At 34.5% G+C, this 25,221-nt stretch carries 24 protein-coding genes and 1 tRNA gene; 12 read left to right on the top strand and 13 right to left on the bottom strand.

Annotated elements, in window-relative coordinates; all coding sequences use genetic code 11:
* Positions 1–11: 11 nt before the first annotated feature.
* Complete coding sequence (locus ACQY56_RS06700) at positions 12–1,748, top strand: GspE/PulE family protein (RefSeq protein ID WP_428737149.1); 1,737 nt, start codon at positions 12–14, stop codon at positions 1,746–1,748.
* A complete protein-coding gene (locus ACQY56_RS06695; protein WP_428737148.1) occupies positions 1,745–2,989 on the top strand; it encodes a type II secretion system F family protein in 1,245 nt (414 codons plus the stop codon). The genes ACQY56_RS06700 and ACQY56_RS06695 overlap by 4 nt, the downstream gene beginning before the upstream one ends.
* A gap of 4 nt (positions 2,990–2,993) precedes the next feature.
* Here ACQY56_RS06695 and ACQY56_RS06690 read toward each other — a convergent pair whose 3' ends face one another.
* Together ACQY56_RS06690 and ACQY56_RS06685 are read right to left on the bottom strand one after the other, a co-directional pair.
* Entirely contained in the window at positions 2,994–3,566 is a 573-nt protein-coding gene (locus ACQY56_RS06690) for a YigZ family protein (RefSeq protein WP_428737147.1), read from the bottom strand.
* Positions 3,566–4,276, bottom strand: a complete 711-nt coding sequence (locus tag ACQY56_RS06685) for a YebC/PmpR family DNA-binding transcriptional regulator (protein WP_428737146.1) — start codon at positions 4,274–4,276, stop codon at positions 3,566–3,568. Before ACQY56_RS06685 ends, ACQY56_RS06690 begins: the two co-directional genes overlap by 1 nt.
* Positions 4,277–4,354: 78 nt before the next feature.
* Between ACQY56_RS06685 and ACQY56_RS06680 the strand changes: the two genes are divergently transcribed.
* The 9 genes from ACQY56_RS06680 (at position 4,355) to ACQY56_RS06640 (ending at position 11,262) form a co-directional block, all read left to right on the top strand.
* Positions 4,355–4,801 carry a hypothetical protein gene (locus tag ACQY56_RS06680; protein ID WP_428737145.1) on the top strand — a complete coding sequence of 149 codons (447 nt, stop codon included), beginning with the start codon at positions 4,355–4,357 and terminating at the stop codon, positions 4,799–4,801.
* 9 nt (positions 4,802–4,810) lie between these two features.
* Positions 4,811–6,076, top strand: a complete 1,266-nt coding sequence (locus ACQY56_RS06675) for an O-acetylhomoserine aminocarboxypropyltransferase/cysteine synthase family protein (protein ID WP_428737144.1) — start codon at positions 4,811–4,813, stop codon at positions 6,074–6,076.
* A gap of 37 nt (positions 6,077–6,113) precedes the next feature.
* Positions 6,114–7,220 carry a homoserine O-acetyltransferase MetX gene (gene metX, locus ACQY56_RS06670; RefSeq protein ID WP_428737143.1) on the top strand — a complete coding sequence of 369 codons (1,107 nt, stop codon included), beginning with the start codon at positions 6,114–6,116 and terminating at the stop codon, positions 7,218–7,220.
* Positions 7,213–7,410, top strand: coding sequence for an exodeoxyribonuclease VII small subunit (xseB, locus tag ACQY56_RS06665; protein WP_428737142.1), 198 nt, complete (start codon positions 7,213–7,215; stop codon positions 7,408–7,410). Before metX ends, xseB begins: the two co-directional genes overlap by 8 nt.
* Before the next feature lie 255 nt (positions 7,411–7,665).
* Positions 7,666–8,466, top strand: coding sequence for a carbon-nitrogen hydrolase family protein (locus ACQY56_RS06660; protein ID WP_428737141.1), 801 nt, complete (start codon positions 7,666–7,668; stop codon positions 8,464–8,466).
* Between the two features lie 49 nt (positions 8,467–8,515).
* Positions 8,516–9,184, top strand: coding sequence for a HesA/MoeB/ThiF family protein (locus ACQY56_RS06655; protein WP_428737140.1), 669 nt, complete (start codon positions 8,516–8,518; stop codon positions 9,182–9,184).
* Between the two features lie 19 nt (positions 9,185–9,203).
* On the top strand, positions 9,204–10,406 hold the full coding sequence (locus ACQY56_RS06650; RefSeq protein WP_428737139.1) for a diguanylate cyclase domain-containing protein: 1,203 nt from the start codon (positions 9,204–9,206) through the stop codon (positions 10,404–10,406).
* Between the two features lie 49 nt (positions 10,407–10,455).
* Complete coding sequence (locus ACQY56_RS06645; protein WP_428737138.1) at positions 10,456–10,626, top strand: hypothetical protein; 171 nt, start codon at positions 10,456–10,458, stop codon at positions 10,624–10,626.
* 234 nt (positions 10,627–10,860) lie between these two features.
* Positions 10,861–11,262: a hypothetical protein gene (locus tag ACQY56_RS06640; RefSeq protein WP_428737137.1), complete on the top strand. Its 402-nt coding sequence runs from the start codon at positions 10,861–10,863 to the stop codon at positions 11,260–11,262.
* Between the two features lie 422 nt (positions 11,263–11,684).
* Here the strand turns inward: ACQY56_RS06640 and ACQY56_RS06635 are convergent.
* Together ACQY56_RS06635 and pyrF are read right to left on the bottom strand one after the other, a co-directional pair.
* Positions 11,685–11,775, bottom strand: a tRNA-Ser gene (locus ACQY56_RS06635).
* A gap of 64 nt (positions 11,776–11,839) precedes the next feature.
* Positions 11,840–12,523, bottom strand: coding sequence for an orotidine-5'-phosphate decarboxylase (pyrF, locus tag ACQY56_RS06630; RefSeq protein ID WP_428737321.1), 684 nt, complete (start codon positions 12,521–12,523; stop codon positions 11,840–11,842).
* Between the two features lie 59 nt (positions 12,524–12,582).
* On the opposite strand from pyrF, the gene ACQY56_RS06625 reads away from it, so the two are divergent.
* A complete protein-coding gene (locus tag ACQY56_RS06625) occupies positions 12,583–13,242 on the top strand; it encodes a TIGR01621 family pseudouridine synthase (protein WP_428737136.1) in 660 nt (219 codons plus the stop codon).
* On the opposite strand, the gene acs is transcribed toward ACQY56_RS06625, so the two are convergent.
* The 9 genes from acs to ACQY56_RS06580 all read right to left on the bottom strand — a co-directional run bounded on the left by acs (position 13,224) and on the right by ACQY56_RS06580 (position 25,205).
* Positions 13,224–15,194 carry an acetate--CoA ligase gene (gene acs, locus ACQY56_RS06620; RefSeq protein WP_428737135.1) on the bottom strand — a complete coding sequence of 657 codons (1,971 nt, stop codon included), beginning with the start codon at positions 15,192–15,194 and terminating at the stop codon, positions 13,224–13,226. The two genes, ACQY56_RS06625 and acs, sit on opposite strands and share 19 nt — an antisense overlap.
* A gap of 17 nt (positions 15,195–15,211) precedes the next feature.
* Positions 15,212–15,823: a 3'-5' exonuclease gene (locus tag ACQY56_RS06615; RefSeq protein ID WP_428737134.1), complete on the bottom strand. Its 612-nt coding sequence runs from the start codon at positions 15,821–15,823 to the stop codon at positions 15,212–15,214.
* The gene (locus ACQY56_RS06610; RefSeq protein WP_428737133.1) at positions 15,823–17,631 is read right to left on the bottom strand and encodes a putative nucleotidyltransferase substrate binding domain-containing protein; all 1,809 of its coding nucleotides are present in this window, start codon (positions 17,629–17,631) and stop codon (positions 15,823–15,825) included. The genes ACQY56_RS06615 and ACQY56_RS06610 overlap by 1 nt, the downstream gene beginning before the upstream one ends.
* Before the next feature lie 2 nt (positions 17,632–17,633).
* Positions 17,634–19,298 carry a cation acetate symporter gene (locus tag ACQY56_RS06605; RefSeq protein WP_428743742.1) on the bottom strand — a complete coding sequence of 555 codons (1,665 nt, stop codon included), beginning with the start codon at positions 19,296–19,298 and terminating at the stop codon, positions 17,634–17,636.
* Entirely contained in the window at positions 19,298–19,612 is a 315-nt protein-coding gene (locus ACQY56_RS06600) for a DUF485 domain-containing protein (RefSeq protein WP_428737131.1), read from the bottom strand. Before ACQY56_RS06600 ends, ACQY56_RS06605 begins: the two co-directional genes overlap by 1 nt.
* Positions 19,613–19,622: 10 nt before the next feature.
* Positions 19,623–20,954: an OprD family outer membrane porin gene (locus tag ACQY56_RS06595; protein ID WP_428737130.1), complete on the bottom strand. Its 1,332-nt coding sequence runs from the start codon at positions 20,952–20,954 to the stop codon at positions 19,623–19,625.
* 135 nt (positions 20,955–21,089) lie between these two features.
* On the bottom strand, positions 21,090–23,213 hold the full coding sequence (locus tag ACQY56_RS06590; protein ID WP_428737129.1) for a methyl-accepting chemotaxis protein: 2,124 nt from the start codon (positions 23,211–23,213) through the stop codon (positions 21,090–21,092).
* A gap of 121 nt (positions 23,214–23,334) precedes the next feature.
* On the bottom strand, positions 23,335–23,991 hold the full coding sequence (locus tag ACQY56_RS06585) for a response regulator transcription factor (RefSeq protein WP_428737128.1): 657 nt from the start codon (positions 23,989–23,991) through the stop codon (positions 23,335–23,337).
* Positions 23,991–25,205 (bottom strand): sensor histidine kinase, encoded by a 1,215-nt coding sequence (locus ACQY56_RS06580; RefSeq protein WP_428737127.1) that lies wholly within the window; start codon positions 25,203–25,205, stop codon positions 23,991–23,993. Before ACQY56_RS06580 ends, ACQY56_RS06585 begins: the two co-directional genes overlap by 1 nt.
* Positions 25,206–25,221 lie beyond the last annotated feature (16 nt).

Below are 25,221 nucleotides of genomic sequence, written 5' to 3'. Positions count from 1 at the left end.
TGGATTAAACGATGGATAGAATTACAACCGATTTACTTTCTAGTGGTGCAATTATGAAAGGTCAAGTTGACAGACTCCTTGCAAAAGGTGTTAGTGAAAACTTGGTACTTCGTGATATTACCCTTTCTGGTTTTATGACAATGGATCGACTTGTCCGTTTTATTGTACAGCAAGTCCGTGATGGTGTTTATGATCTCTCTATTATAGATAACTATGATTATATTCTAGAGAATGTGGTCCTTGAAAAATTAGCACATGAACTTGATCTTATGTTTGTTGATTTAGATTCTATTGATATGGATTACTCGTTAACAGCACAAGTTCCTTTAACACAACTGCAAAAACATAATGCTATACCTATTTCACATGATGATATGAGTGTTACAATCGCACTTAACGATCCACTCAATATTGAAGTTCAAGAAGCACTGCAAAGACTTTTTCCAAGAAAAATTGTAAAAATTGCACTCGCTACAAAAAAACAAATCTCTTCATATCTTTATAAAATTGGTTTAAAAGATAGTGTTAAAGGATTAATTAGAAAAATTCGTGAAGAGTTAAACTCTATTAGTTCTCTTGAGGAGCAACAAGAAGCTTCATCAATTTTACAACTTATTGATGTCATTTTAAAAACCTGTATCAATGGACGTGCTAGTGATATCCATATTGAACCAACTGAAAAAAACTGTGTAGTTCGTGGTCGTGTCGATGGTAGACTTTCGGAGATGTTTATTTTCGAAAAAGATATCTATCCACCATTAGCATCACGTTTAAAACTTCTCTCGAATCTTGATATTGCAGAAAAACGTAAACCTCAAGATGGACGTTTTTCAACTGCAGTTGGTTCTAGAGAATTTGACTTTCGTATCTCTACACTCCCAATTTTATATGGTGAATCAATTGTAATGAGGGTTTTAGATAAACAAAAAGCATTAGTAAGACTTGAAGATGCAGGGATGGATCAAGCAAGTTACCAAAAACTGATTAAAGGGCTTAAAGCTCCTTATGGAATAATACTCGTAACTGGTCCTACAGGAAGTGGTAAAACAACAACACTTTATGGTGCATTGAATGAGCTAAGAAATGTCGAAGATAAAGTAATTACTGTTGAAGATCCAGTTGAGTATAGAATGAACTTGATTCAACAAGTACAAGTAAATGCAAAAGTTGGTCTTAGCTTTGCAGATGCGCTTCGATCAATTCTTCGTCAAGACCCTGATAAAATTATGATTGGGGAGATTCGTGATCAAGAAACACTTGAAATTGCTATTAAAGCTGCACTAACTGGTCACTTGGTAATCTCAACTCTCCATACAAATGATTCAATTAGTGCAATTCCACGTATGTCTGATATGGGGATTGAGCACTATTTGATTAGTGGTGCACTCGTTGCTATTCAAGCACAAAGACTTGTTAGAAAAATTTGTGTACATTGTAAAGTTGAAGATGAACTTTCAGCATCAGTTTTAGAAGAGATCGATGGTGTTGTGCCAGAAGGTACTAAATTTTACAAAGGTACTGGTTGTAAAGAGTGTAATGATTCTGGATATATGGGAAGAGAAATGATCTGTGAAGTATTAAATGTATCAGAAGACATCTCAACTCTGATTGCAAAAGGAGCTTCAAAAGATGTTATACTTGAACAAGCTAAAAAAGAGGGATTTATCAATCTTTTCCAAAACGGTATCCAAAAAGCAGTTGATGGAATTACAAGTATTGAAGAAGTATTAAAGGTGGCAAAAGAATGAAATACTTTCAAGCAACAGTCTTAAAACAAGGGAAAAAAGAGCAAATTGGTTTATATGCAGAAGATAAAAAAGAGGCTATGAGTTATGCTAAATTAAAGTTTTCTGGTATTATTATTAAAGTTACTGAAGCAGAAGAACCTTTTGAAGATAAATTTAAAAGACTCAAATCAGACTTTCTAAAAAACTATAGAAAAAAGAAAATAAAGCCTGATGCACTTATTGGTGCTATTCGCCAACTTGCTGTTATGACCAATGCAGGTATTTCTATTCATGACTCTTTTACAGAAATTGCAAATGCCACAGCTGACCAAGCATTAGAAACTGTGTTCTCAAGAGTAGCAGATGATATTAACTCAGGGCAATCACTTTCAAACTCTATGCAAAATTTCCGTTTTGAAGTTGGAAATCTTACAATTGCCATGATACAACTTGGTGAAAAAACTGGTAATCTTGATGAAGCATTATATGCACTAGCTGACATGCTTGAAGAGATTCGCTCAAATGTTATAAAATTTAAAAAAGCAATGGCATACCCTAGAAATGTTATGATTGCTATGGCTGTTGCATTTACAATTTTAATCTCTTTTGTTGTTCCAAAATTTAAAACAATGTTTGATAAACTCCACGCAGACCTCCCACTTCCAACTAAAATTCTTTTAAAATTAGAGTATATCTTCAATAATTTTGGTCCATACGTTCTACTTGGTCTTTTTATCGCTTTAGTTATATTCAAATATATGATAAACAACTATGAACATATTCGCTTTAAATGGCATAAAGTTTTACTTAAAACGTATCTCATTAAAAACTTAATCAAATTCTCGACGCTAAGTAGATTTACATTAGTATTCTCAGAACTTGTTCGTGCAGGTATTCCAATAGCTGAAGCACTGGATACATCAATTGGTATGATTGACAACCTTCCACTAAGACAAAAACTTTTCTCTGTTAGGGCTACTGTTGAAAAAGGGGGAGCTTTAAATAAAGGTCTTGAAGAAACAGGATTGTTTGAAAATATGATTATACAAATGATCCGTGCTGGTGAAGATAGTGGTACCTTAGATGCAATGGTTCAAAAAGTAGCAGAGTATTATAAAATGCGTTTTGATGCTATTATTGATGGTCTGAGTGAAGCAATTGAGCCTATTATGTTATTTATGATCGCTGGTATGGTTATCTTACTTGCTCTTGGTATTTTCCTACCTATGTGGGATATGGGAAATGCCGTAATGGGACATTAAAAAACTATAATATTTTCATCACCCGTTCTAACTTCTTTAAGAGAGTTTCCAAGCTCTCTTTGGAAGCTTTTAATATATACTCTACATCTGTTAAAAAAGTTTTTGCTACTATTGTAATGCCTAAGTTTTCACATTCATACTCTAAAAGTCTTACATCTGCATAAGCGACCGATACTTTTTGCATAAACTCTTTTTCATACTTAAACAATTTAGCTTCATTAATTACTTGATTTACTGCATCACTATAAGCCCTCACTAAACCACCAGTACCTAGTTTTGTACCTCCAAAATAGCGTACAATAATTACAGCTATATTTATAAGTTCTTGACCTTGTAAAACCATTAAAGATGGTTTTCCAGATGTACCTTTTGGTTCACCATCATCACTTGAATGTTCAACTATTTGATCAAACTCATTAAAATGACGAAATGCAGTTACAAAATGTCTTGCTTTTGGATGTTCTTGTTTTAATTGTTCGAGTGTAGTTTCATAGAGTTCATAGGGGATTAGGTGAGCAATAAATTTTGATTGCTTCACCTCTAATGTGCAAGTATAATGCTCTTGTATATACTGCATTATCCTATATTTGTATATACTTTTTGTACATCTTCATCATCTTCAAGACGCTCTAAAATTTTGTCAATATCAGCTTGTTGCTCTTCAGAGATTTCAACTGGAGTATTTGCCATTCGCTCTAGCGTAGCTTTGGTAATTTCAACCCCCATGCCCTCAAGTGCTTCATTTAAAGTTCCAAAACTTGTGTAATCACCTGTTACAAGGACTACACCCTCTTCTGCTTCAATCTCTTCAAGACCTGCATCGATAAGTTCAAGTTCTAGCTCTTCTAAATCCATATCTTCATTTAAAGAAAATTCAAAAATTGCTTTACGTGAAAACATAAATTCTAATGAACCATTCGTGAGCATCTCACCATTGTTTTTATTGAGGATAGATTTTACATTAGCGACTGTTCTTGTATTGTTATCTGTTGCACATTCTATGAAAAGTAAAACACCATGAGGAGCTTTCCCTTCAAAGTTTACCTCTTTCATATCTGCAAGATCTTTTGCACTTGCGCGTTTAATCGCTGCTTCAATATTGTCTTTTGGCATATTTTCAGCTTTAGCATTTAGTATAGCTGTACGAAGTTTTGGATTTAAATCAGGATCAGCCCCGCCCTCTTTTGCCGCCATCGTAATAACTTTTCCAAGTTTAGGAAACAGTTTTGACATTGCTCCCCAACGTTTTAGTTTTGATGCTTTTCTATACTCAAAGGCTCTACCCATTTTTTTCCTTTTAAATCCGTTATTTATCTTATTTGGAATTATACCATTTAGATGTATAATATAACCTAAGGAATATGTATGAATTTAGCTTTTAAATTTAAATATCGTTTTTTTAATGCTTTTAGAGAGCTATTTGTCCATCATCATGGATCATTAGAGTTTCGTGCTAAGGTATTTGCACTTTTAATTGCTGCTAATGAAAAAGCATCGATTGAGAGCTTTATAATTGTTAAAGAGATAGGTTTAGAGATTTATAATCATGATGAAGATCGTGCAAATTTACTTATGCTAACAACAAGAGAAATAGTTCAAAAAATTGAAAATGATCATAGTTTAGATGTAGATAGATTAGTAACAAATATACAACAAGAGTTACGAATAGTCCCACGATATGCGAGTAAAATAGATATTAAAGCACTCAAATCACTTACGCTTTTATCAAGAGATGAAGATACTATTCATTACCAAGAAAGAATGCTCGAGTTTTTAAGCAACCTCAAACAAGAACATACAGAAAAAAATTAAAGGATTTTTATGGATATACAAACAATTGCCCTACACTCAGGGTATGAAAAAGATTCTCAAGGGACTATGGCAGTTCCAATTTACCAAACAACTGCATATGAGTTTCATAATGTTGCACATGCTGCAAATCTGTTTGCACTTAAAGAGTTAGGAAATATCTATACAAGACTTAATAACCCTACTACAGATGTATTTGAAAAACGTTTTGCTGAGCTAGAAGGCGGTGCTGCTGCCATTGCAACATCGAGCGGTATGAGTGCTATTTTTTATGCTATTGCAAATGCTGCTGAAGCAGGTGATAACATCATATGTGCTGCGCAACTCTACGGTGGGAGTTTAACACAAACCGCTCATACATTGAAGCGTTTTGGGATTGAGGCACGTTTTTTTAATGTTCATAATCCAGATGAGATCGAAGCACTTGTAGATGAAAAAACAAAAGTTATCTTCTTTGAGTCACTTACAAATCCAAGCATTGATGTAGCTGATATTGATGCGATTGTGGCTATTGCTAACAAACACAACATCTTAACAGTCGTTGACAATACAGTAGCAACTCCTATTTTGTGCAATCCATTAAAACATGGTGTAGATATTGTCGTACATAGTGCTTCAAAATACACAACAGGGCAAGGTTTAGCGATTGGTGGGATTATGGTTGAGCGCCATAATATCTCTACAAAATTAAAAAACAATCCTCGTTATTACCATTTTAATGAGCCTGATGAATCGTATCATGGTCTTGTTTATACAGAGGTTGGTTTACCACCATTTTCACTGCGTGCAAGACTTTCACTACTTCGTGATCTTGGTGCTGTTTCTTCGCCATTTAACTCATGGTTATTTATTCAAGGGATGGAAACGCTCTCACTTAGAATGAAAGAGCACTCAAATAATGCGCAAAAATTAGCAGAATTTTTAGAATCACATCCAAAAGTAAAAAAAGTGAATTACCCAGGACTTACAAGTAATTTAAATTATAAAATGGCACAAAAATATTTTAAAGATGGACTTTCAAGTGGATTACTTAGTTTTGAAGTAGAGTCAATGGAAGAAGCTGAAAAGATTGTAAATGCTACAGAACTTTACTCATTAGTTGTAAATATAGGTGATAGTAAATCAATCATTACCCACCCTGCTTCAACGACACATCAACAGTTAAATGAAGAGGAACTAAAAGCATGTGGAGTTCCTGCTGGATTGATTCGCATTAGTTGTGGACTAGAAAGTATAAATGATCTTATTGCAGATATGAAACAAGCCTTAGATGCGTAATGAGAAATCCTTAAGTGAGTTTTGCTAGAATTACACAATGAATTTAAACCTACAAACATATACTGAGCATTTTACTAACCCTCTGTACCTAGAGAGTGGTCGTATCTTAGAGCCGTATGACATCACTTACGAAACATATGGAACTCTCAACGAAGATAAAAGCAATGTAATAGTAGTTTGTCATGCTCTAACTGGTTCACACCACGCAGCAGGGATTTACGAAGGCGAGAGTAAAGCTGGTTGGTGGGATGGACTTATTGGTTCAAATAAAGCAATCGATACAAACAAATACTTCGTGATCTGCTCAAACGTGATCGGTAGCTGTTTTGGTTCTACTGGACCAATTAGCACACAACATCCACATCATGAAGCGTACCGTTACAAGTTTCCAGTTATCAGCATAAAAGATATGGTAAAAGCACAACGTATTCTTTTTGATCGTCTTGACATTCACAGAGTTGAGGCTATTATCGGTGGAAGTATGGGTGGTATGCAAGCCTTACAGTTTGCTATCCACTACCCTAACTTTGCCAACAAAGTGATAGCACTTGCTACAACATACGCGACACAACCGTGGGCTATAGCGTTCAATAAAGTAGCGCAAGAAGCGATCTTAAAAGACCCAGAATTTCAACAAGGTTACTATGATCCAGAAGTGATCAAAGAGCAAGGCTTAAGTGGTATGGCGATTGGTCGTATGGCTGGACATATAAGCTTTTTATCGCCTGAATCTATGCAATCAAAATTTGGTCGTGAATATAAACGAACTGACGGTTTGTATGAGCTTTTTGGGAAGTTTCAAGTGGAGTCTTACTTAGAGTACAATGGTTATAACTTTACAAAATGGTTCGATCCGCTTTCATACCTTTACATCACAAAAGCGATCAACATTTACGATCTCTCTCGCGGATTTGATTCGCTTTCAGATGCACTCGCTAAGGTCAATGCTTCACTACATCTTATCAGCTTTAAAAATGACTTGCTTTTTAAAGATTTTGAGATGAAAGAGATTGCAGACGAGATGGCGAAACTTGGCAAAGAGAACTATGACTATCTTTGTATTAATAGTGACTATGGACATGATGCTTTCTTAGTTGAACTCAGTAAATTTGACAACTATATAAAAGAGGTTTTAAATGGCTAAAGATACAACAAACTTTGAACTCAAACTCGAAAATGCAAAAAAAACACTTGAAAAATTGATGAATCCTGAGATCACTTTAGAAGAGAGTGTAAAAGAGTACGAAGCTGGTATGAAAGAGCTTCAAGAAGCGCAAAAAATACTTGAAGAAGCACAGATTAAGATCAACGAGATCAAGAGACCTCTTTCATAGCCTCTGAATATACTTCAGAGGGCTAAAAAAAGTTAAAATTGTGCAAAATATTTTTTGAAGTATAGTTAACTATACTGATGAAAATTTTTGTGCAAGGTTGATTTTTTTTAACCCTCCCTTTGGGTAATCTATACAAGAGTATACTCTGCATTAGATAACCTTCAGCATAGATCACTATGCTAAAGGACATCTGCCTTGATTATAAACTTGTATAGATTACTGAAGAAAATTCAGAGGCTATGAAAGAGGTCTAGAATGAAAGCAGCTGTTTTACAACTAAGTTCGCAAGGGTTAAGTTCTACAAAACTGCTCAATTATGTCCGAATTGCCAATAAAAATGGTGTAAAACTACTTCTTTTGGGGGAGTATATCCTTAACCCTTTTTTTAAAGAGTTACAGTCTATGTCGATCGCTATGATAAAAGAGCAATCGAATGGACAGATAAAGATACTTAAAGACCTTGCCAGTACTTACGATATGACTATCATCGCTCCTATAGTTATAGTAAAGAAAAAACAGCCCTATAAAACCATTGCAAAATTTGCACCTAATTCTACTTCATATTATCAACAACAAATCCTTATCAATTATGCACATTGGAATGAAGAGAAATTTTTTGCAAATGAGAGAGAGGCTATAAAAACACCTCTAATCTTTAAAATAAAAAACCTTAAATTTGCAGTTATTAGCGGCTTTGAGCTTCATTTTGATGAGATATTTACAAAAATAAAAAACAAAAATGTGGACTGTGTTTTGATGCCAAGTGTTTCAACTTTTGAGTCGTATGAACGATGGAAAGCCCTCATCCAAACAAGAGCGTTTGTTCACAACTGCTATGTTCTACGTGCAAATAGAATCGGTGAGTATATAGAAGATGAATACAGCTGGAAATTTTACGGTGATTCTGTACTTGCTTCACCAGATGGTGAGATCATCTCTCACTTAGGAAATAAAGAGGAACTTATGCTTGTTGAGCTCTCTCACAAAGAGGTTGTACAGGCTCGAAAAGCGTGGGGCTTTCGAGACGCTGTAAAAAAACGAGAAAAAGTTATATAACTTTTTATGATATAATCACTTTTTTTATCGAAAAAATAAAGGCTACATTATGATGAAATATTTCCACCGCCAAGTGCAACTTTGGGGCGAAGATATACAAAAAAGCTTACAATCTAAACGCATAGTGATTATTGGCTCAGGTGGACTTGGTTCCTCTTTAGCATTTGCACTTGGAGCTACTGGGATTGGAGAAATCCACATGATCGACTTTGATGAAGTAAGTCTGCATAACATCCATAGGCAGATCGCTTTTAAAACTGGTGATGAAGGTAAAAACAAAGCCGAGATCAACGCACAAATCATAGAACAAAGATGCCCTTACACAAAAGCGATTGCACATAATTGCGACTTTGCAGGATGGACTGCAAAAAACATAGAAGTTGATCTCATCATTGATGCTACAGACAACTTACCGACACGCGCTGAGATCAACGCTTACGCAAAAGAGAAAAACCTTGCTTGGGTTTACGGAAGTGTTGAAGCGTTTCACGGTCAAGTTTGTTTCATTGATAAGTCTTCATTTTCCGATGCATTTAAGATCATCAAAAAAACTCCAGCTGGTATAGCAGCTCCGATCGTTATGCACATAGCTTCACTTCAAGCAAATCTAGCTTTACGATATTTAGCAGGGCTTAACGTAAAAAAAGATATGCTTTACTACCTTTACTTTAATGATGAAGGTGAATTAATCACACAAAAATTCGCATTACCAACATAAATAATCTAAGGTATTATCAATGGAACTAGATATTCGTTCTCTCTCTTTTGCCTGTACATCAATCTTGGCGACCAATGCACTTGTACTAGCTATATTTTGGATAAAACACAAAAAGCAAACGGATTTAGGTTTATATGCACTAGGAAACCTATTTATAAGCATCTCTTTTGCTCTTGTTGGTCTACGTGGATCGATCCCTGATTTTGTCTCTTTAGTTGCAGGAAATACTATAGGTATAGCAGGAAGTTTTTTACTCATTCGAGGTTCTTTTGTTGTGTTTAAGCTCAAGTATAACAGATGGTTTGAAGATATTGCGTTATCCTTAGTAGTAGTACTCCTCATTCATGCTACATACTATGAACCAAGTCTTAAAGAGCGAGTGTTGGTAGTCTCTAGTACTATCATCGTCCAGTACCTATACCTTGCCTTTTTATTTCTTAAAAGGTCTAATAAAGAACCTCTTTCCCCTATCACAATTACTGGTATAAGTTTTGGGCTTGTTAGTATCTATATGCTCTTTAGAAATACCTACTCTGTCTTTGAAGATATGAGTATGTTCCACGATACTATATCAGCTTACTTGCACGAGGGAAATATCTATGCTATCACCTATATAGTCATCATGACAGCATCTACTGGCTGGACGATCGGTATATTGCTCATTAACTATACACGTATAGAAAAAGAGCGTGAAAATGTGATCCTAGAACTTCAAAAACTAGCTCGTACAGACCCCCTTACTGGTTTAAAAAATCGTTTGGTTATCGATGAGATAATGGAACTTGCAACAAAACGGGCGCAAAGAGTACGCAAGGAGATGGCTCTACTTGCACTTGATCTTGATGGCTTTAAAGAGGTCAACGATACTCATGGTCATGATGTAGGTGATGAAGTTTTACGACAAGTAAGTAAAAGACTCTCTCAAACTCTACGACAAACAGATACTGTTGCCCGACTTGGCGGTGATGAATTTCTTGTTATTTTGGAAAATCTTAATAGTAAAGAAGATGTAAAAGATATTGCCAATAAACTTGTAGAGATTATCAATGAGACCTATATAGTCAAAAAACTCTCAATCAATGTAACTACATCGATAGGTATAGCTATCTACGAGCACAACAATGAAAATGTACAAACACTCCTAAAAAACGCTGATCTAGCACTCTACACTATGAAAGAATCAGGTAAAGGGGGATACAGTTTTTATAAACAGTATTTCTAATGGAACATTTTATGTATTATATTTTTCATCACAACAAAAGGAATGAAAAATGTATACAAATACTACTGAAGAGTATAACTTAGTTGAGTTTGAGGATGAAAGAGTAAATCATTATCTTCACCATTTTGATGAATGTGACGTAGAGCACTTAGAGTATAACCTAGAATATGATTGCCTAGAAGCAAGTACTGACTACATCGAGGAAATTATATGGGAATAGTCCAAAACATCTAGTACTTTAGTGTTTTTCACTTATACGACACTAGGGTACTTCTTGCACACTCTACACATACAAACTTTCTTTTTAACTTATCTTTTATAAAATCTAATCTGTGTCTATTGAATTATTTTGGAATTATTATTGTTGAAGTGATGGACAGAGAGAAATTCTAAAAAACTTACCTTTGTGTTCTGATATAATACTAAAAAAATTATGAGGATACTATTTTAATTGATGGATACGTTACACGACCAAATATGTGCTTTAGTTAAAATATCTTTGGAAGATAAACAGTATTCAGATTTTATAAGCTTTCCTATCTCTGCTCATACTATCACAAAAATTAAAAAAAAGATTTATGTTAACTTAGAGAACTATACGTGCGTAATTCATAGTGATGAAATAAGACACATTAAAAAAGAGCATGGCGATGAGGTTATGCACATTTGTGAAATTCCCCGTTATCTTGAAAAATTTGCAAAGATTGAAAAAAGTACTACTAGAGATAAACCAACTGGTAAAAATATCCCATGTTTTGTTTTTACAAAAAGAAACTCAAACATAGATGTAAAGATTGTAAAAATGAATATAAGTAAAGATAAGATATTGAGATTGAAAACAATGTATGAAGCGTAGCAGACCAAAAACTGCTACATTTTACGGTTGTTAGCTAGTGCTTAGTTAAACTACCCTTTGCCTTACGTCCGAAACGAACTCCGATGGTTTTACAATACAGAATTTCTGTTAGTATAAGTATATCATAAAAGGTTGTATTATTACAACCATTTTTGTGAAGCTTTTCATTATACTAGTGGTTTAATGGTACTCGCAATGTTATTATACACTTCTCTAGTAAATGTCTCTTCTGGACTTACATTTAGCTGGAAATATAGTTGCGTAGTTCCAAAAGCCCCGTCATAAGGGATAACAACGAAGATTGCAATTAAAGTATATCGAGGCGTTAGCCAAAAAAGTTGTCAAATATTACAACAAAGGGTAAGTAGAGGGATTTTTCTTTATCTTTTAAAAGTACTTGAAAGCCAAAAATAGGCGTCTCGTGGTGGACAGAGAGGGATTCGAACCCTCGGAACAGTTACCCATTCGCATCCTTAGCAGGGATGTGGTTTCAGCCAACTCACCCATCTATCCATCGGAGGTTGCAATTATAATAAGGTTTATATAATACTTTGCTTAAAATATGGGCTTTTTCCCATTAAAATTGTTCTAAAATTTTCTCTACTACTTCAGCGGGATTTTGCGCTTTATATATAGGGCGTCCTACTACTATAAAATCAACTCCAACACCTTGTGCATAAGCTACATCTGCAACACGTTGTTGATCTCCAGCATCTTCGCCAAATGGGCGAATACCTGGTGTTAAAGTCATAAACTCTTTTGATGTGATGTTTTTGATCGACTCACTCTCAAAAGCTGAACACACAACACCATCAAGCCCACACTCATGAGCATCTTTTGCAAACTGATCGGCTTTTGTTGCTATAGAGCTTTCATATACCGCTGTAAACTCATCTTCTGCAAATGATGTAAGTGCCGTTACAGCAAGGACAATCGGACGTTTTTCATAGCCGACAAGTCTATCCATAACCTCTTTCATAGCACGACGCCCTGCACTTGCATGAACGTTAAACATATCAACTCCAAGTCCCATGATCGACTCAGCAGCATCTGCCATAGTGTTTGGGATGTCGTAAAGTTTTAGATCGAGAAATATTTTAAAATCTGGGTTGATCGATTTGAGTGCTTTTAAAAACTCTTCCCCATCGCGGATATAAGTACGAAGTCCAACTTTGAGCCAAACATTGTAGTTTTTTATCTTTTCAACAAGTGCTAAATTTTCCTCTTTAGTTGGGAGGTCAAGTGCTACACATAATTCCATAAATCTTCTCATCTTCGTAAATTTTATGAAATTATACCACTTTGGACTATAATATCGAAATGAAATTGATTTTTGAAAATAACGACTTTGCAATTGTCACAAAACCAGCGGGAATGAACTTTCACTCAGAAGATGAAGCGGGTTTTGTGGTGTTAGCCTCAGATATGCTAAAGTGTAAGCTCTATCCTGTTCATCGACTAGATAAAATGACCTCTGGACTTGTCATACTTGCAAAAAGTAGCAAAGTTGCAAATGACTTTTTAGAACTTTTTGAATCACGGAAAATCGAGAAACATTACCTAGCACTAAGCCTTAGAAAACCAAAGAAAAAGATGGGAAAAATTGTAGGCGATATGGCAAAGTCAAGACGTGGAAGCTGGAAACTGCTTCGCACAAAACAAAATCCTGCTATAACACGATTTATCTCAAAACCTTTAAGTAGTGGAGCTATACTTTTTTTAGTAAAACCATACACAGGTAAAACACATCAGATTAGAGTAGCTTTAAAATCTGTTGGCTCACCCATAGCTGGAGATATGAGATATGCGGCTGTAGAAGATGCAAAAGAGCTAGATCGAGGATATTTACACGCGTATATTTTAAAGTTTGATCTAAATGGAGAATCTTATAGTTTTAAGTCACTCCCCGATGAGGGGGAACTTTTTTTGACACAAGAGTGCCAAGAGAAGATAAAGGAACTCTACAGTGAGCAAGAGTGAACTATAGACTGTATTTTTGCTACAACTGAAGGGTCTTCAAGTGTTGAGATATCTTGAGTTATCTCCTCCCCTTTTGCAATAGCACGTAATATACGACGCATAATTTTTCCAGAACGAGTTTTTGGAAGTCCCGGAGCAAACACGATCTCATCACATACAGCGATGTTTCCGATCTCTTGTTTGATGTGGTTGTTGATGATTTTCATCTCTTCAAGCTCATCAGCTACACCGTTGTCCGATTTTAAAACTACATAAGCAAAGATACCTTCACCTTTGATCTCATGTGGTTTTCCAACAACAGCAACCTCTGCAACATTCCAGTGTTTTTTGATTGCAGCTTCAACTTCAGCTGTACCCATTCTGTGACCGGAAACATTGATAACATCATCTGTACGCCCAGTGATCGTGATATAACCATCCTCATCATAAACTGCACCATCGCCTGTAAAGTAAACTGCCTTACCATCTTTTTTTACATCGCCAAAATAAGATTTTACAAAACGCTCTGCATCACCCCATACACCACGGATCATTGATGGCCAAGGACGTGTTACACACATATACCCTTTCTCGCCTACTTCAACTTTAACTCCTGTTTCAGGGTCTAAAATTTCTCCCATAATTCCAGGAAGTGGTAAAGTTGCACATGCAGGTTTGATAGGAGTAGCACCTGGAAGTGGAGATACTATATGCCCACCAGTTTCTGTTTGCCAGTAAGTATCTACGATTGCACATTTATTTTGACCAACTTCTTCATAGTACCATTTCCATGCTGGAGGGTCTATCGGCTCACCAACAGTTCCAAGAACTTTAAGAGATGAAATGTCATATTTTGCTGGTTCATCTTCTCCAGTTTTATGAAGAACTCTAATTGCAGTTGGTGCAGTATAGAACTGGTTGATCTTATACTCTTCAACCATTTGCCATGGACGACCCGCATCTGGGAATGTGATAACACCCTCAAACATAACAGTTGTCGCACCCATTGCAAGTGGACCATAAACGATATAAGTGTGTCCTGTAATCCAACCAACATCAGCTGTACACCAGTAAGTATCGTTCTCTTTTACATCAAACACCCACTCCATAGTCATCTGTGCCCAAAGGATGTAACCAGCTTGGTTGTGTTGTACCCCTTTTGGTTTTCCAGTTGATCCAGATGTATAAAGTAAAAACAGTGGGTCTTCACTATCCATAGGCTCAGCTTCGCAAACTGAAGATTTTGTTTGGATAAGTTCATTGTATGAGTAATCACGTCCAGCTACCCATTCTAAATCTTCATTGTTTCTCTCAACAACAAGTACTTTTTGAACTGGTGTATTACCTTCTAGTGCAGCATCTACAACTGGTTTTAGCATATATGGCTTAGTTTTTCTAAAAGCACCATCAGCAGTAATAACCACTTTAGCCTCAGCATCTTCGATACGATCACGTAAAGCCTCAGCAGAAAAACCACCAAATACGATAGAGTGAATTGCCCCAATTCTAGCACATGCCAACATCGCATAAGCAGCTTCTGGGATCATTGGCATATAAATAACCACACGATCACCTTTTTTTACGCCAAAATCCTCTTTTAAAAGGTTTGCAAACTTATTTACTTGATAAAAAAGTTCAAGGTAAGTGATGATTTGCTTATCTCCACGATCTCCCTCAAAGATAATCGCAGCTTTATTTTTGCGAGATGTTAGATGACGATCTATACATTGCTGTGCTACATTGATCTTCCCACCATTAAACCATTTTACAAATGGGAAATTCGATTCATCCATCACAGTGTTAAATGGCTCAATCCAATCTAGTTTTTCTTTTGCATAACGTCCCCAAAAACCTTCATAATCCTCCATAGCTTCCTCTTGAAGCTCTTTATACTCACACATGTTTTTTATTCTTGCACTTTGTGCGAACTCTTTGTTTGGTTGAAAAACTGGTTTTGTTTGAATCTCAGACATTTACTCTCTCCTTAAATTTAATTTGTTAATTTTAAATAGATCATTGCGGTCATGATCGCATCATTAACCGCATTGTGCGCTCCCATACGAGGCAAGTTTAAACTTTGCATAATCGTATCGAAACGTAAATCAATATTTCCTTGAGGTATCAAGGTAATTGTTTTGTCAAAATATAATTCAGAAACTTCAACCATCTCGTTTGGCAACTCTATACCTAAAAGTGGTTTTGTGTATCTGTTTATCATCTCAACATCGAATTCTAAATAATACCCAACTAATTTTGAACTCCCTATAAATCTAAGGAACTCTTTTATAGCTTCTTCACTCTCTTTTGCATCGATAAGGTCACACTGTCTTATCCCATGTACCTCAATACTTCGTGCATCTATCTCTTTAGAATTTTTAAGATACACCTCAAAAGTTTGTGAAGTAAGTATTTTGTTATTTTTAACTTTTAGGGCACCTATTGAGAGAATCTCATCCTCTTTTGGGTTTAACCCTGTTGTTTCCGTGTCTATCACCACTACACTGTTATCTTCATTTTTATCAAATAAAAATTCAAACTCTTTCTCTTTTAACCTTTTAAAATCTCTTCTTTTTTTAAAAGATTTAACAAAAGAGCTAAACATTAACGAACCATCTCCAAATGAAAATGAAATGAGATAAATTTTTTAAATTTATTCACTATTTTAAAACTATCTTTGAGAAGGTCTTTTTGGACTTTTTCTAAAGAATTTGGGTCTAATAAATTGTCATCTTCTATATTTTTCGAGTTTAACATTGTTTTTAAACGAATTGATGACAATGTATCAAAACTCTCTATAAGTTCTGAGGCAAAGTTTTTATCCATAACTCCTTTGTTATTAAGCTGTTTTATCCGCTCAACTGTATTTGTTTCTTCTATGTGAAACTCTAAAGCCAAACAACGAATACCATGAACAAGTGCAAATAAACCACCTTTTTTGATATCAAGTTTATTTGCATACTCTTTTTCAACAACAAAGTTTGAAAACACGGATAGTGGTGTTTCAAAATATAAAACAGACTTTGCCATATGTGCTAAAAGATCATCTCTTGCATGAAACTTAGTGTATAAAAATCCACTTAGTTGATCTAAAAACTCACATTTTCCAGTTACACAACGAGCATCTAAAAAGATGCTCAAATTTTGTAATGCACCTTCATCCAGTGTTGAAGACCAAGTGCTAATAAGCTCTTTATATGAGCTAAAACTTCTTCTCCAAAAAGGGTTACTTACCATCACGTTTCCCTTACATGCAGGAAAACCTATCTCAAGTAAATAACTGTTAAACTGTATCATCGGTGCTGTAAAAAGTTCTATATCAACACCATCCTCTACAATCAAAGCATTGTCTTGATCGCTTTTTATCCCTTGTTCATTTCTGCCTTCACTTCCCATCACAATAAATGCACACTTTTGAGCTAAAGATTCATCTACACACATATCAAAAACTTTTTTATAGATTTTGTCGTTGAGTGTTGAAACAAGTTTTGTAATGTAGCGAACACGCACACCTTTTGTAGTAAGTGCCAAAATAAGATTTTTAAGATCTTTTTGAATATCTTTAAGATCATCTATAGTTTTTGCTCTATCGATTTGTACTGCAACTAAATGTGAGTGGTTTGCAAAGAAACTTAAAAGATCGAGTTGCTCTAATACGCCTATAATTTTTCCATCTTCTTTGACAACTACACGTCGTACTTCTTCATGTGTCATCACTAAAAGTGCATTGAAAAGAAAATCAGTTGTATCTACGCTTACTAACTTAGTCGTTGCAATTGACTCGATTGGAGCTTCTATAAGTGTATTTCCTAAAAGAACTTTTTCTTTTAAATCAGCATCTGTTACTATACGAGAAAGTTCCTCAACAATAATAATACTTGATTTAAGTTCTTTTTGTTTTTGAAGTGCATCATAAATAGAAGTTTTTGCAGAGACTATACAAGGAGTGTGTAGATATATGTCTGAAACCCTAGAGACCAGAAACGGAGTAAACTCACTACTGTTATGGTACTCTTTTAACTGTTTATGACGTGAGATAAAATCTTGTAAAAAATAACCTTGGATTTTTTTGTTTTGCATCAGATCAAGAAAATCATCTTTTTTGATCTCATAACAGATCAAATCCTCAGTTACCACAAATCTTGAAGAAGTTTTTTGGTAGATCAAAGAGTCCGCATCAAAACTATCACCCTCGCCATAGATATTGTAAAGTTCATTATCAACATACTCAGCTACCTGCCCTTTTATAATGATATAAAAAGCAACACTCTCTAAACTTGAAGAGATCAACAAGGTATCTTTTGTATAGTACGCGATATCTATTTTTGACATCAAGTTGTCAAGTTCATAAGAACTTAACAACTCAAAAGGATGGATAGACTCAATTAAACGTCTTTGATCTAATATACTCATTTCTAATGCTCTACTGCACCTTCTGCACCAATTCCTGTTTGGCTTCTAATGTATTGACCTTCAAAAGCTTCTCTCTCTTTTTGTGCATCTTCTGAGTTGTCTGTAATTGAGAAGAACCAAATACCAACAAATGCTACAACTACTGAGAATAATGCTGGGTATTTATATGGGAAAATTGCTTCTGCATTTCCTAAAATTTGTACCCATACGATTGGTCCAAGTATAACTAAAAGAACTGCTGTTGCAAGTCCTAAACTTCCACCGATAACTGCACCGCGAGTTGTAAGTTTTTTCCAATACATTGAAAGGAAAAGTACTGGAAAGTTAGCCGACGCTGCAATAGCGAATGCTAAACCAACAACGAATGCAATGTTTTGTTTCTCAAACGCAATACCCATAATAATTGCAACAATACCAAGAACAACAGTTGCAATTTTTGAAACTTTCATCTCTTGCATAGAATCTACTTCACCTTTTTTAAATACAGATGCGTAAAGGTCGTGTGAAATAGCCGATGCACCAGCTAAAGTCAGCCCTGAAACAACCGCAAGGATTGTAGCAAATGCAACTGCTGAAATGAAACCTAAGAAAAAGTCCCCACCAACTGCGTGTGATAAGTGGATAGCTGCCATATTGTTACCACCTAAGATTGGTGAACCACCCTCAATCGCTTGTTTTGCAAGGTCTAAATATTGAGGATTTTGATATACCATTACAATCGCACCAAAACCGATGATGAAAGTTAAGATATAAAAATACCCAATGAAACCTGTTGCGAAAAATACTGACTTACGAGCTTCTTTTGCATCACTTACTGTAAAAAATCTCATTAAGATATGTGGTAAACCAGCTGTACCAAACATAAGTGCAATGGCTAGTGAAATTGCTGAGATTGGATCACTAACAAGTCCACCTGGACTCATAACAGCCTCACCTTTTACCTCAACAGCTTTTGCAAACAATGAACCAAAGTTAAAATCATAGTGAGCCATAACAGCGATAGCCATGAATGTTGCCCCTGAAAGAAGTAAGAATGCTTTAATGATTTGAACCCAAGTAGTTGCAAGCATACCACCAAAAGTTACATATAAAACCATGAGTACACCGACAAGGATAACTGCGATTTCATAGTTAAGACCAAATAGAAGCTGAATAAGTTTTCCAGAACCAACCATTTGTGCAATCAGATAAAGAATAACAGTTGCAATTGAACCAAATGCAGCCAGTGTACGAATCGGCGTTTGACGTAGTCTGTACGATGCAACATCAGCAAATGTATATTTACCAAGATTTCTTAAAGGCTCAGCGATTAAGAAAAGAATGATCGGCCAACCAACAAGAAAACCGATAGAATAGATAAGTCCATCATACCCTTTTAAATATACAAGACCAGAAATACCTAAAAATGATGCCGCAGACATATAATCACCTGCGATTGCCATACCATTTTGAAGACCTGTAATTCCCCCACCAGCTGTATAAAAATCTTTTGCAGATTTTGTATGCTTAGCAGCCCAGTAAGTGATACCAAGTGTACCACTTACAAAAATTAAAAACATTACAATTGCAGAGATATTCATCTCTTGTTTTGCAACCTCACCCTCAATCGCACCACTAGCAAAAACAGCAATTGAACCTAAAATTAAAAATAAAAAAGCTTTACCCATTAGTTATCCTTTATACTGTTTTTTACTTTGTTTGCAAGTTCATCAAACTCACCATTTGCTCTTGCAGTGTAAACACCTGTAAGGATAAATGCAATAACAATTACTATAATTCCAACAGGAATACCTACCGTAGTTACACTTTCACTGCTTAATGGTGTCCCTAATAATGACGGATCAAATGCAATAGTTAAAATAAATGCGAAATACACTATAAGCATAATGATTGTTAAAACAATTGCAAAAGATGTACGTTTTGCAACTAATGTTTGATAATCTGGATTTGATTTTATTTTTTCAATAAGATCTTTTTGCATAATATTCCTTTTAGAAGTTATAGTTTAGGATAAATCTGTACTCATCCCACTCTGTTGTGTAACCTGTTGTTGCAGCTACATTAAAGTCATCTGTAAAGTTACCTCTTAAACGTACTTGCAGATTTTTGATAGCTGAAGGATAGTATATCACATCAAAGCCCATCTCAGAAGCATCACCGTGTGTATAACCATTGTTATCATCCATTGCAAAATCAACATAATAAAGAGTCGTTGTAAGTTTTGGCCCAAAATCTTTCCAGTCATATGTTAAAGCACCTTTTGTTGCTTTTGTCCCCGCTAAAAACATATGACGAGTAACCATACCTTGAGTATATGCTGGCATACCACCCCATGGAGTGATAATTGATTTTAAAAGCGCATTGCCACCTGATTCAGTAGTTTGTGAATATGCACCATAAATATTAAAATTTGCAACTTTTACACCAACTTTCGCAGCACCATAGATAGAGGCAACGTCACCTAAATATTTTTTACCTATACCATCTTCTTTTATTAACTGTCCTGCAAAATATGTAGAAGCATTATCTAATTTCATCTCATACGAAGCATCTGCATAAATTGCATTTAAAATATCGTGAGCAAAATAATCCCATATTTGCACTTTTAGATTAGGAACTCCAGCGTATATTGCAGCAGCTACACTTACACCATCTGTTTTTTCACCTATTGCATAAGCCCCCATATTTACAAACTCGCCAACTTGATTTCTTGTATCTACAGCTGAATAACCAGATGTAGCTGCTAAGATACCCCCGTTATATGCACGACCGAATGTACCTTGAGCAAATCTTGTTACATGTCCAGCGATTAAAGTAGTATCTGAAACATCTGTATTTATAAGTAAATACGCTTCAAAAAGGTTAGGTAACATTCTTGCATCATCGCTACCAGCTAATGGTGTATCTAACTTTTGACGTCCACCTTTAAAAGTAGTATTTTCATATTTGAACTGCACATATGCTTCACCAAGTATTGAGTAACTCTCATTATTTGGTCCAAGTAGTGTTGGATCAACTTTTGTATAATCAGTTTTTGGGCTATCTAAACCAAAGCCATTGGTTGTATAAAACGCAGCTCCTAAACTTAAACCTTCATATGCTGCAGTTTCATATTTTAGATACCCACCTACTGCATTGGCATCTCTAGTATAATCTGCAGAAGCAGGATTTGATGTTTTTACAGATCTAGAAATACTAAACTCTCTAATCTGACCACTTGCTTTTCCTTCAGAAAACATTGAACTTAAATCATCTGCTGCACTTAAGTTTGCAGAAGCGATAAGTCCAAATGCTAAAAAACTTGATGTAATACCTTTTTTCATTTTTTTCTCCCCGTTAAAGTATTCAACTCTAATGCTAAAAAATAAAAATAGCATGAACATAGCAAAATAAAAATATTGAAAAACTCTTCTTCACTCTTATAAAAGTGTGAAGAAAAGTAACTTATTGAAGAGTAATTAAGTAGTTTTAAATTGTGCCAACTTTGAAGAAAGATCACTCGTCATATCATTAAGATGTTCCGCAGCTACCATTATATCTTCAACACTTTTTGCATTTTGTATAGATATATCGTTAATCTCTTTTACACCAAGTAAAATATTATCTATCTGTTTACCAGTATTTTCAAAATCTTGTACACTTTTATCATTTACCTGTGTAGCTTGATTTACAATTTGTGTAATTGATTTTATTCGTTCTTCAACAACTACAGATATTTCAGAAAGTTTTTGCATTTGTTGAGAATTAATGCTCATCTCTTCACTTGCAGTTTCTGTTGATTGAACAATTATACTAATCGTTGCGTTGATCTCCGATAAAGTTTTTTGTGTACGCTCTGCTAATTGTCTTACCTCATCTGCAACAACTGCAAATCCACGACCATGCTCACCTGCACGAGCAGCTTCAATAGCAGCATTTAATGCTAGTAAGTTTGTTTGATCAGCAATATCTGAGATGACAACTAAAACATCTTTCACTTGTGCTGTTTCTTGAGAAAGTGTTTCTATTTTATTTGCTAACTCCAGTTCTGATTCTACACCTAATTGTACTTTTGATGTGAGTGCTACAATCTCATCCCTAGCATCATTAAGCATATTGTTTGCTGCAAGCATCTCTTGTTTAGATCGAACAGCATTTTCAATTGCTTCTTTTATTTTATTATTTGTTTCTATAGCATTTGTAGTTGTTTCATTGACAATACTAACTGATTTTTCAACATTTTTTCCTACCTTTGTTGCAGTTGACGCAAGATCATTTGCAACTTTTGAATTCTCTAAACTTGAAGATTTAGCACCTATAACACTAGAATGAACCTTTTCAATAAAATCATTAATATTATCTGCAACATGTTTTATCTCATCACTACTTTTAACATGAATTCTTTTTGTTAAATCACCCTCACCTCTTGCCAAATCTTGTGTAATTTTTAAAATCTCTTTAATACAAGATACTATCCATTTATCAGCTCCAAGAACTGCAACCAAACCAATAATCACTGATAAAATTATGGAAATAAGCACAATATGTGTCGTTGAGTCTACTATCGCTTTATCAGACTCTCTTTCCATACCTTCTATTTTTCTTTCGATATTATCTATATATTCCCCTGTTCCTATAATCCATCCCCACTTATCAAACAGTGTTACATAAGACATTTTAGGTGAAGGCTCTTCTTCATTAGGTTTTGACCAACTATATTTAACCATTCCTTCACCTTTTGCTTTAACAACTTTAACCATCTCATTAAACAGATATACTCCATTTGAATCTTTTGATTGAGATAAATTTTTTCCATCTAGTTCTGGTTTTATAGGATGCATAATCATCGTTGGCGTCATATCATTGATCCAAAAATACCCCTCTTTTCCAAAACGCATTTGTGCGATAGTCTTAAGAGCTTCTTTTTTCATATTTTCAGTTACATCTGAGACATACTCTCCTGTTCCAATAATCCATTTATAATGGGAAAAACTTTTTACATACGATATTTTTGGCTGAGGATCTTTAAAGCCAGGTTTTGCCCATGAATAACTTACAAACCCTTCCCCTTTTTTATTTACTACTTTTACCATTTCATTAAAAAGATACACACCATTTGGATCTTTAAAGTTTGAAAGTTCTTGTCCATCTAATGCAGGTTTGATTGGATGCATTACCATTATTGGTGAAAAATCATTGATCCAAAAATACCCACTTTTCCCATATCTTGCCGAAGCTACAAGCTCTTTTAAATGTTTTTGAAGCTGTTTTTTAGACATTGAAGATTTATTTTTTTCATAAGCATCTTCTAACATGCTAAAAAGAAAATCTGTTTGTTTTTTTAAATCAGATTCAACTTCTGCTTTTAACTTTTGAGGAGATGTTCTCTCATAAAAAGAATCTACTGACTTTAGTGCAACACTCACATAGTTTTTGAGTTCAAGTTCCTTATTTGCATAAGCCTCTTTTTTATACGCTTCTATGTTACGTGCAGTCATCTCATTAATGGTTGCAATAGATTCAAAAATCAATGCACAAGATACTGCTACAACTGTTAAAATCATCAATAACAGTATTTTCATTCGAATAGAAATATTTTTCATAAAATCCCCTTTTTATAAAATCTATATTTAACTTCTTAATATAAATAAATAGCATGAACATAGCAAAAAGGTTAGATGTATATTTTTTATCTAAAATTTAAAAGAGTGTGTAAATATGTAACTATGGTTTTTCTATCATATAGCCCATGCCTCTTACATTAACTATAATATCTTCTTTGAGTATTTTTTTGAGTCTGTTTATCTCTGCACGCATTGTCGCGTTATCCACAATCGCTTCATCCCAAACATACTCTTGGAATTGGTCAAAATCAACTACAAGCCCCCTATTTCGTGCTAAGAGATCAATTATCTGCGACTGTTTTTTTGTAAGTGTTTGGGGTTCTTGCTGAAAATAAAGAGTTGAGTGTTCTTGATCGTAGCTGTAATTTTTTGAAAGGACTAAATGAACGTTTGGTGCTTTTGAAGCAGATACTATGCGTTCAATTCGTAAAGATAACTCTTTAAGATGAAAAGGTTTTTTTAGATAATCATAACATCCTAAATTATAAGCACGAGAGATATCTTCAATATCTACAAGTGCACTTATATAGATCGTTGGGACATGAATTTTTAATTTATGTAACTCTTCTAAAACCGAAAGACCATCTATTTGAGGGACATTAATATCTAAGATATAAAGATCAAAATTCCATTTTTGCATTGTCTCAAATGCTTCTTTGCCATCAAAAAAGCTCTCTACTACATGTCCAAATGACTGAAGATATTCACAAATAGACTCGTTTAACATCACTTCATCTTCTAATAATAGTATCTTCATCACTCACCCATTGTTGTAAAAATATAACGAAATGTATTTTTTTCTTTACTCAAATCAAGAAGAATTTTAACATTTTCCTCTTCACAGATGTTTTTCACAAGTCTAAGTCCTATACCAAAACTGTGTTCAGCACTTAAACTACTCCCCTCTTCTCGATAGTATGCATCAAAAATCTTATTGACATCAGAAATTGGTTGCGAGTAGCTTCCTATAGAAAACTCCACTTCATGCAATGTTTTTTTAAGAGTAATCTCTACAATCTCATTTTGATATGTATATTTTATAGCATTCGTGATACTGTTGTCTATAATACGTTGCAATTTTGTTTCATTAAAGAAGATATAGACATCTTTCACCTCACTTATATAGGAAAAAGAAAGATTTGAGAGATTTGCTACTTCACTAAAAAAGTCTATACGACTTTGGATAAATTTATGAATATCTATAGAAGCTTTTGGATAATTAACATGCTCTTTTTTTACTAAATAACTCAAATCATCATAGATACTAAAGATATTTTTCGCAGCAGCTTCCACTTTTGCAAGGTCTCTATCTTTTTCATGTTTCATTTCATAAAGTTCTAACGATGTTAAAATAACACTTAGTGGTGTATTTGTTTCATGAACTGTATAGCGTAAAAACTCTTTTTGAGCATCAAGAATTCGCTCTAAATCTTTTGTCTTTTCTTGCACTTTATCTTCAAGACTTAGATTTAATTCACGTAATCTTCTTTTATGTCCTTTAATTGTATCAATCATATCATTTACATGTAATCCCATTGTTTTAAACTCTTTAAAAAAGATTACATTAGGATTCATCACTTGATCGCTATGCGTTACATCTTTAAAAAAATCCAAAAATACTTGCATATCACGTTGTAATAATGTATTAAAAATTTTATAAAATCCAAGCATGATACCGAAAAGAATAAAAGCAAGTGTTGCAATGGCTAAAGTATTTTTAATAAGAAGCGATTTCAGTTTTTCTTGTGCAGCTTCATAATTGTAAACTTCTTGTGTACCTATCACTTGGTCATGATGTTGTTTTGAAAGCGTTTTTTCATAATCATGATAATTCTCTTTGATTAAGAGATATGCAAAAACAATCGTAAAAAGTAAAATTACGAGTGTTGTAATGATATTTGCTTGACGGATGGTTATCACATTAAAACGAATCATCATATAACGCTGTAATTTTTTTAATTTCTCTTTCATGTAAGAATTATACATA

The organism is Sulfurimonas sp., from assembly GCF_050296975.1.
Lineage (GTDB): Bacteria > Campylobacterota > Campylobacteria > Campylobacterales > Sulfurimonadaceae > Sulfurimonas.
This window is presented reverse-complemented; position numbering and strand designations above follow the sequence as displayed.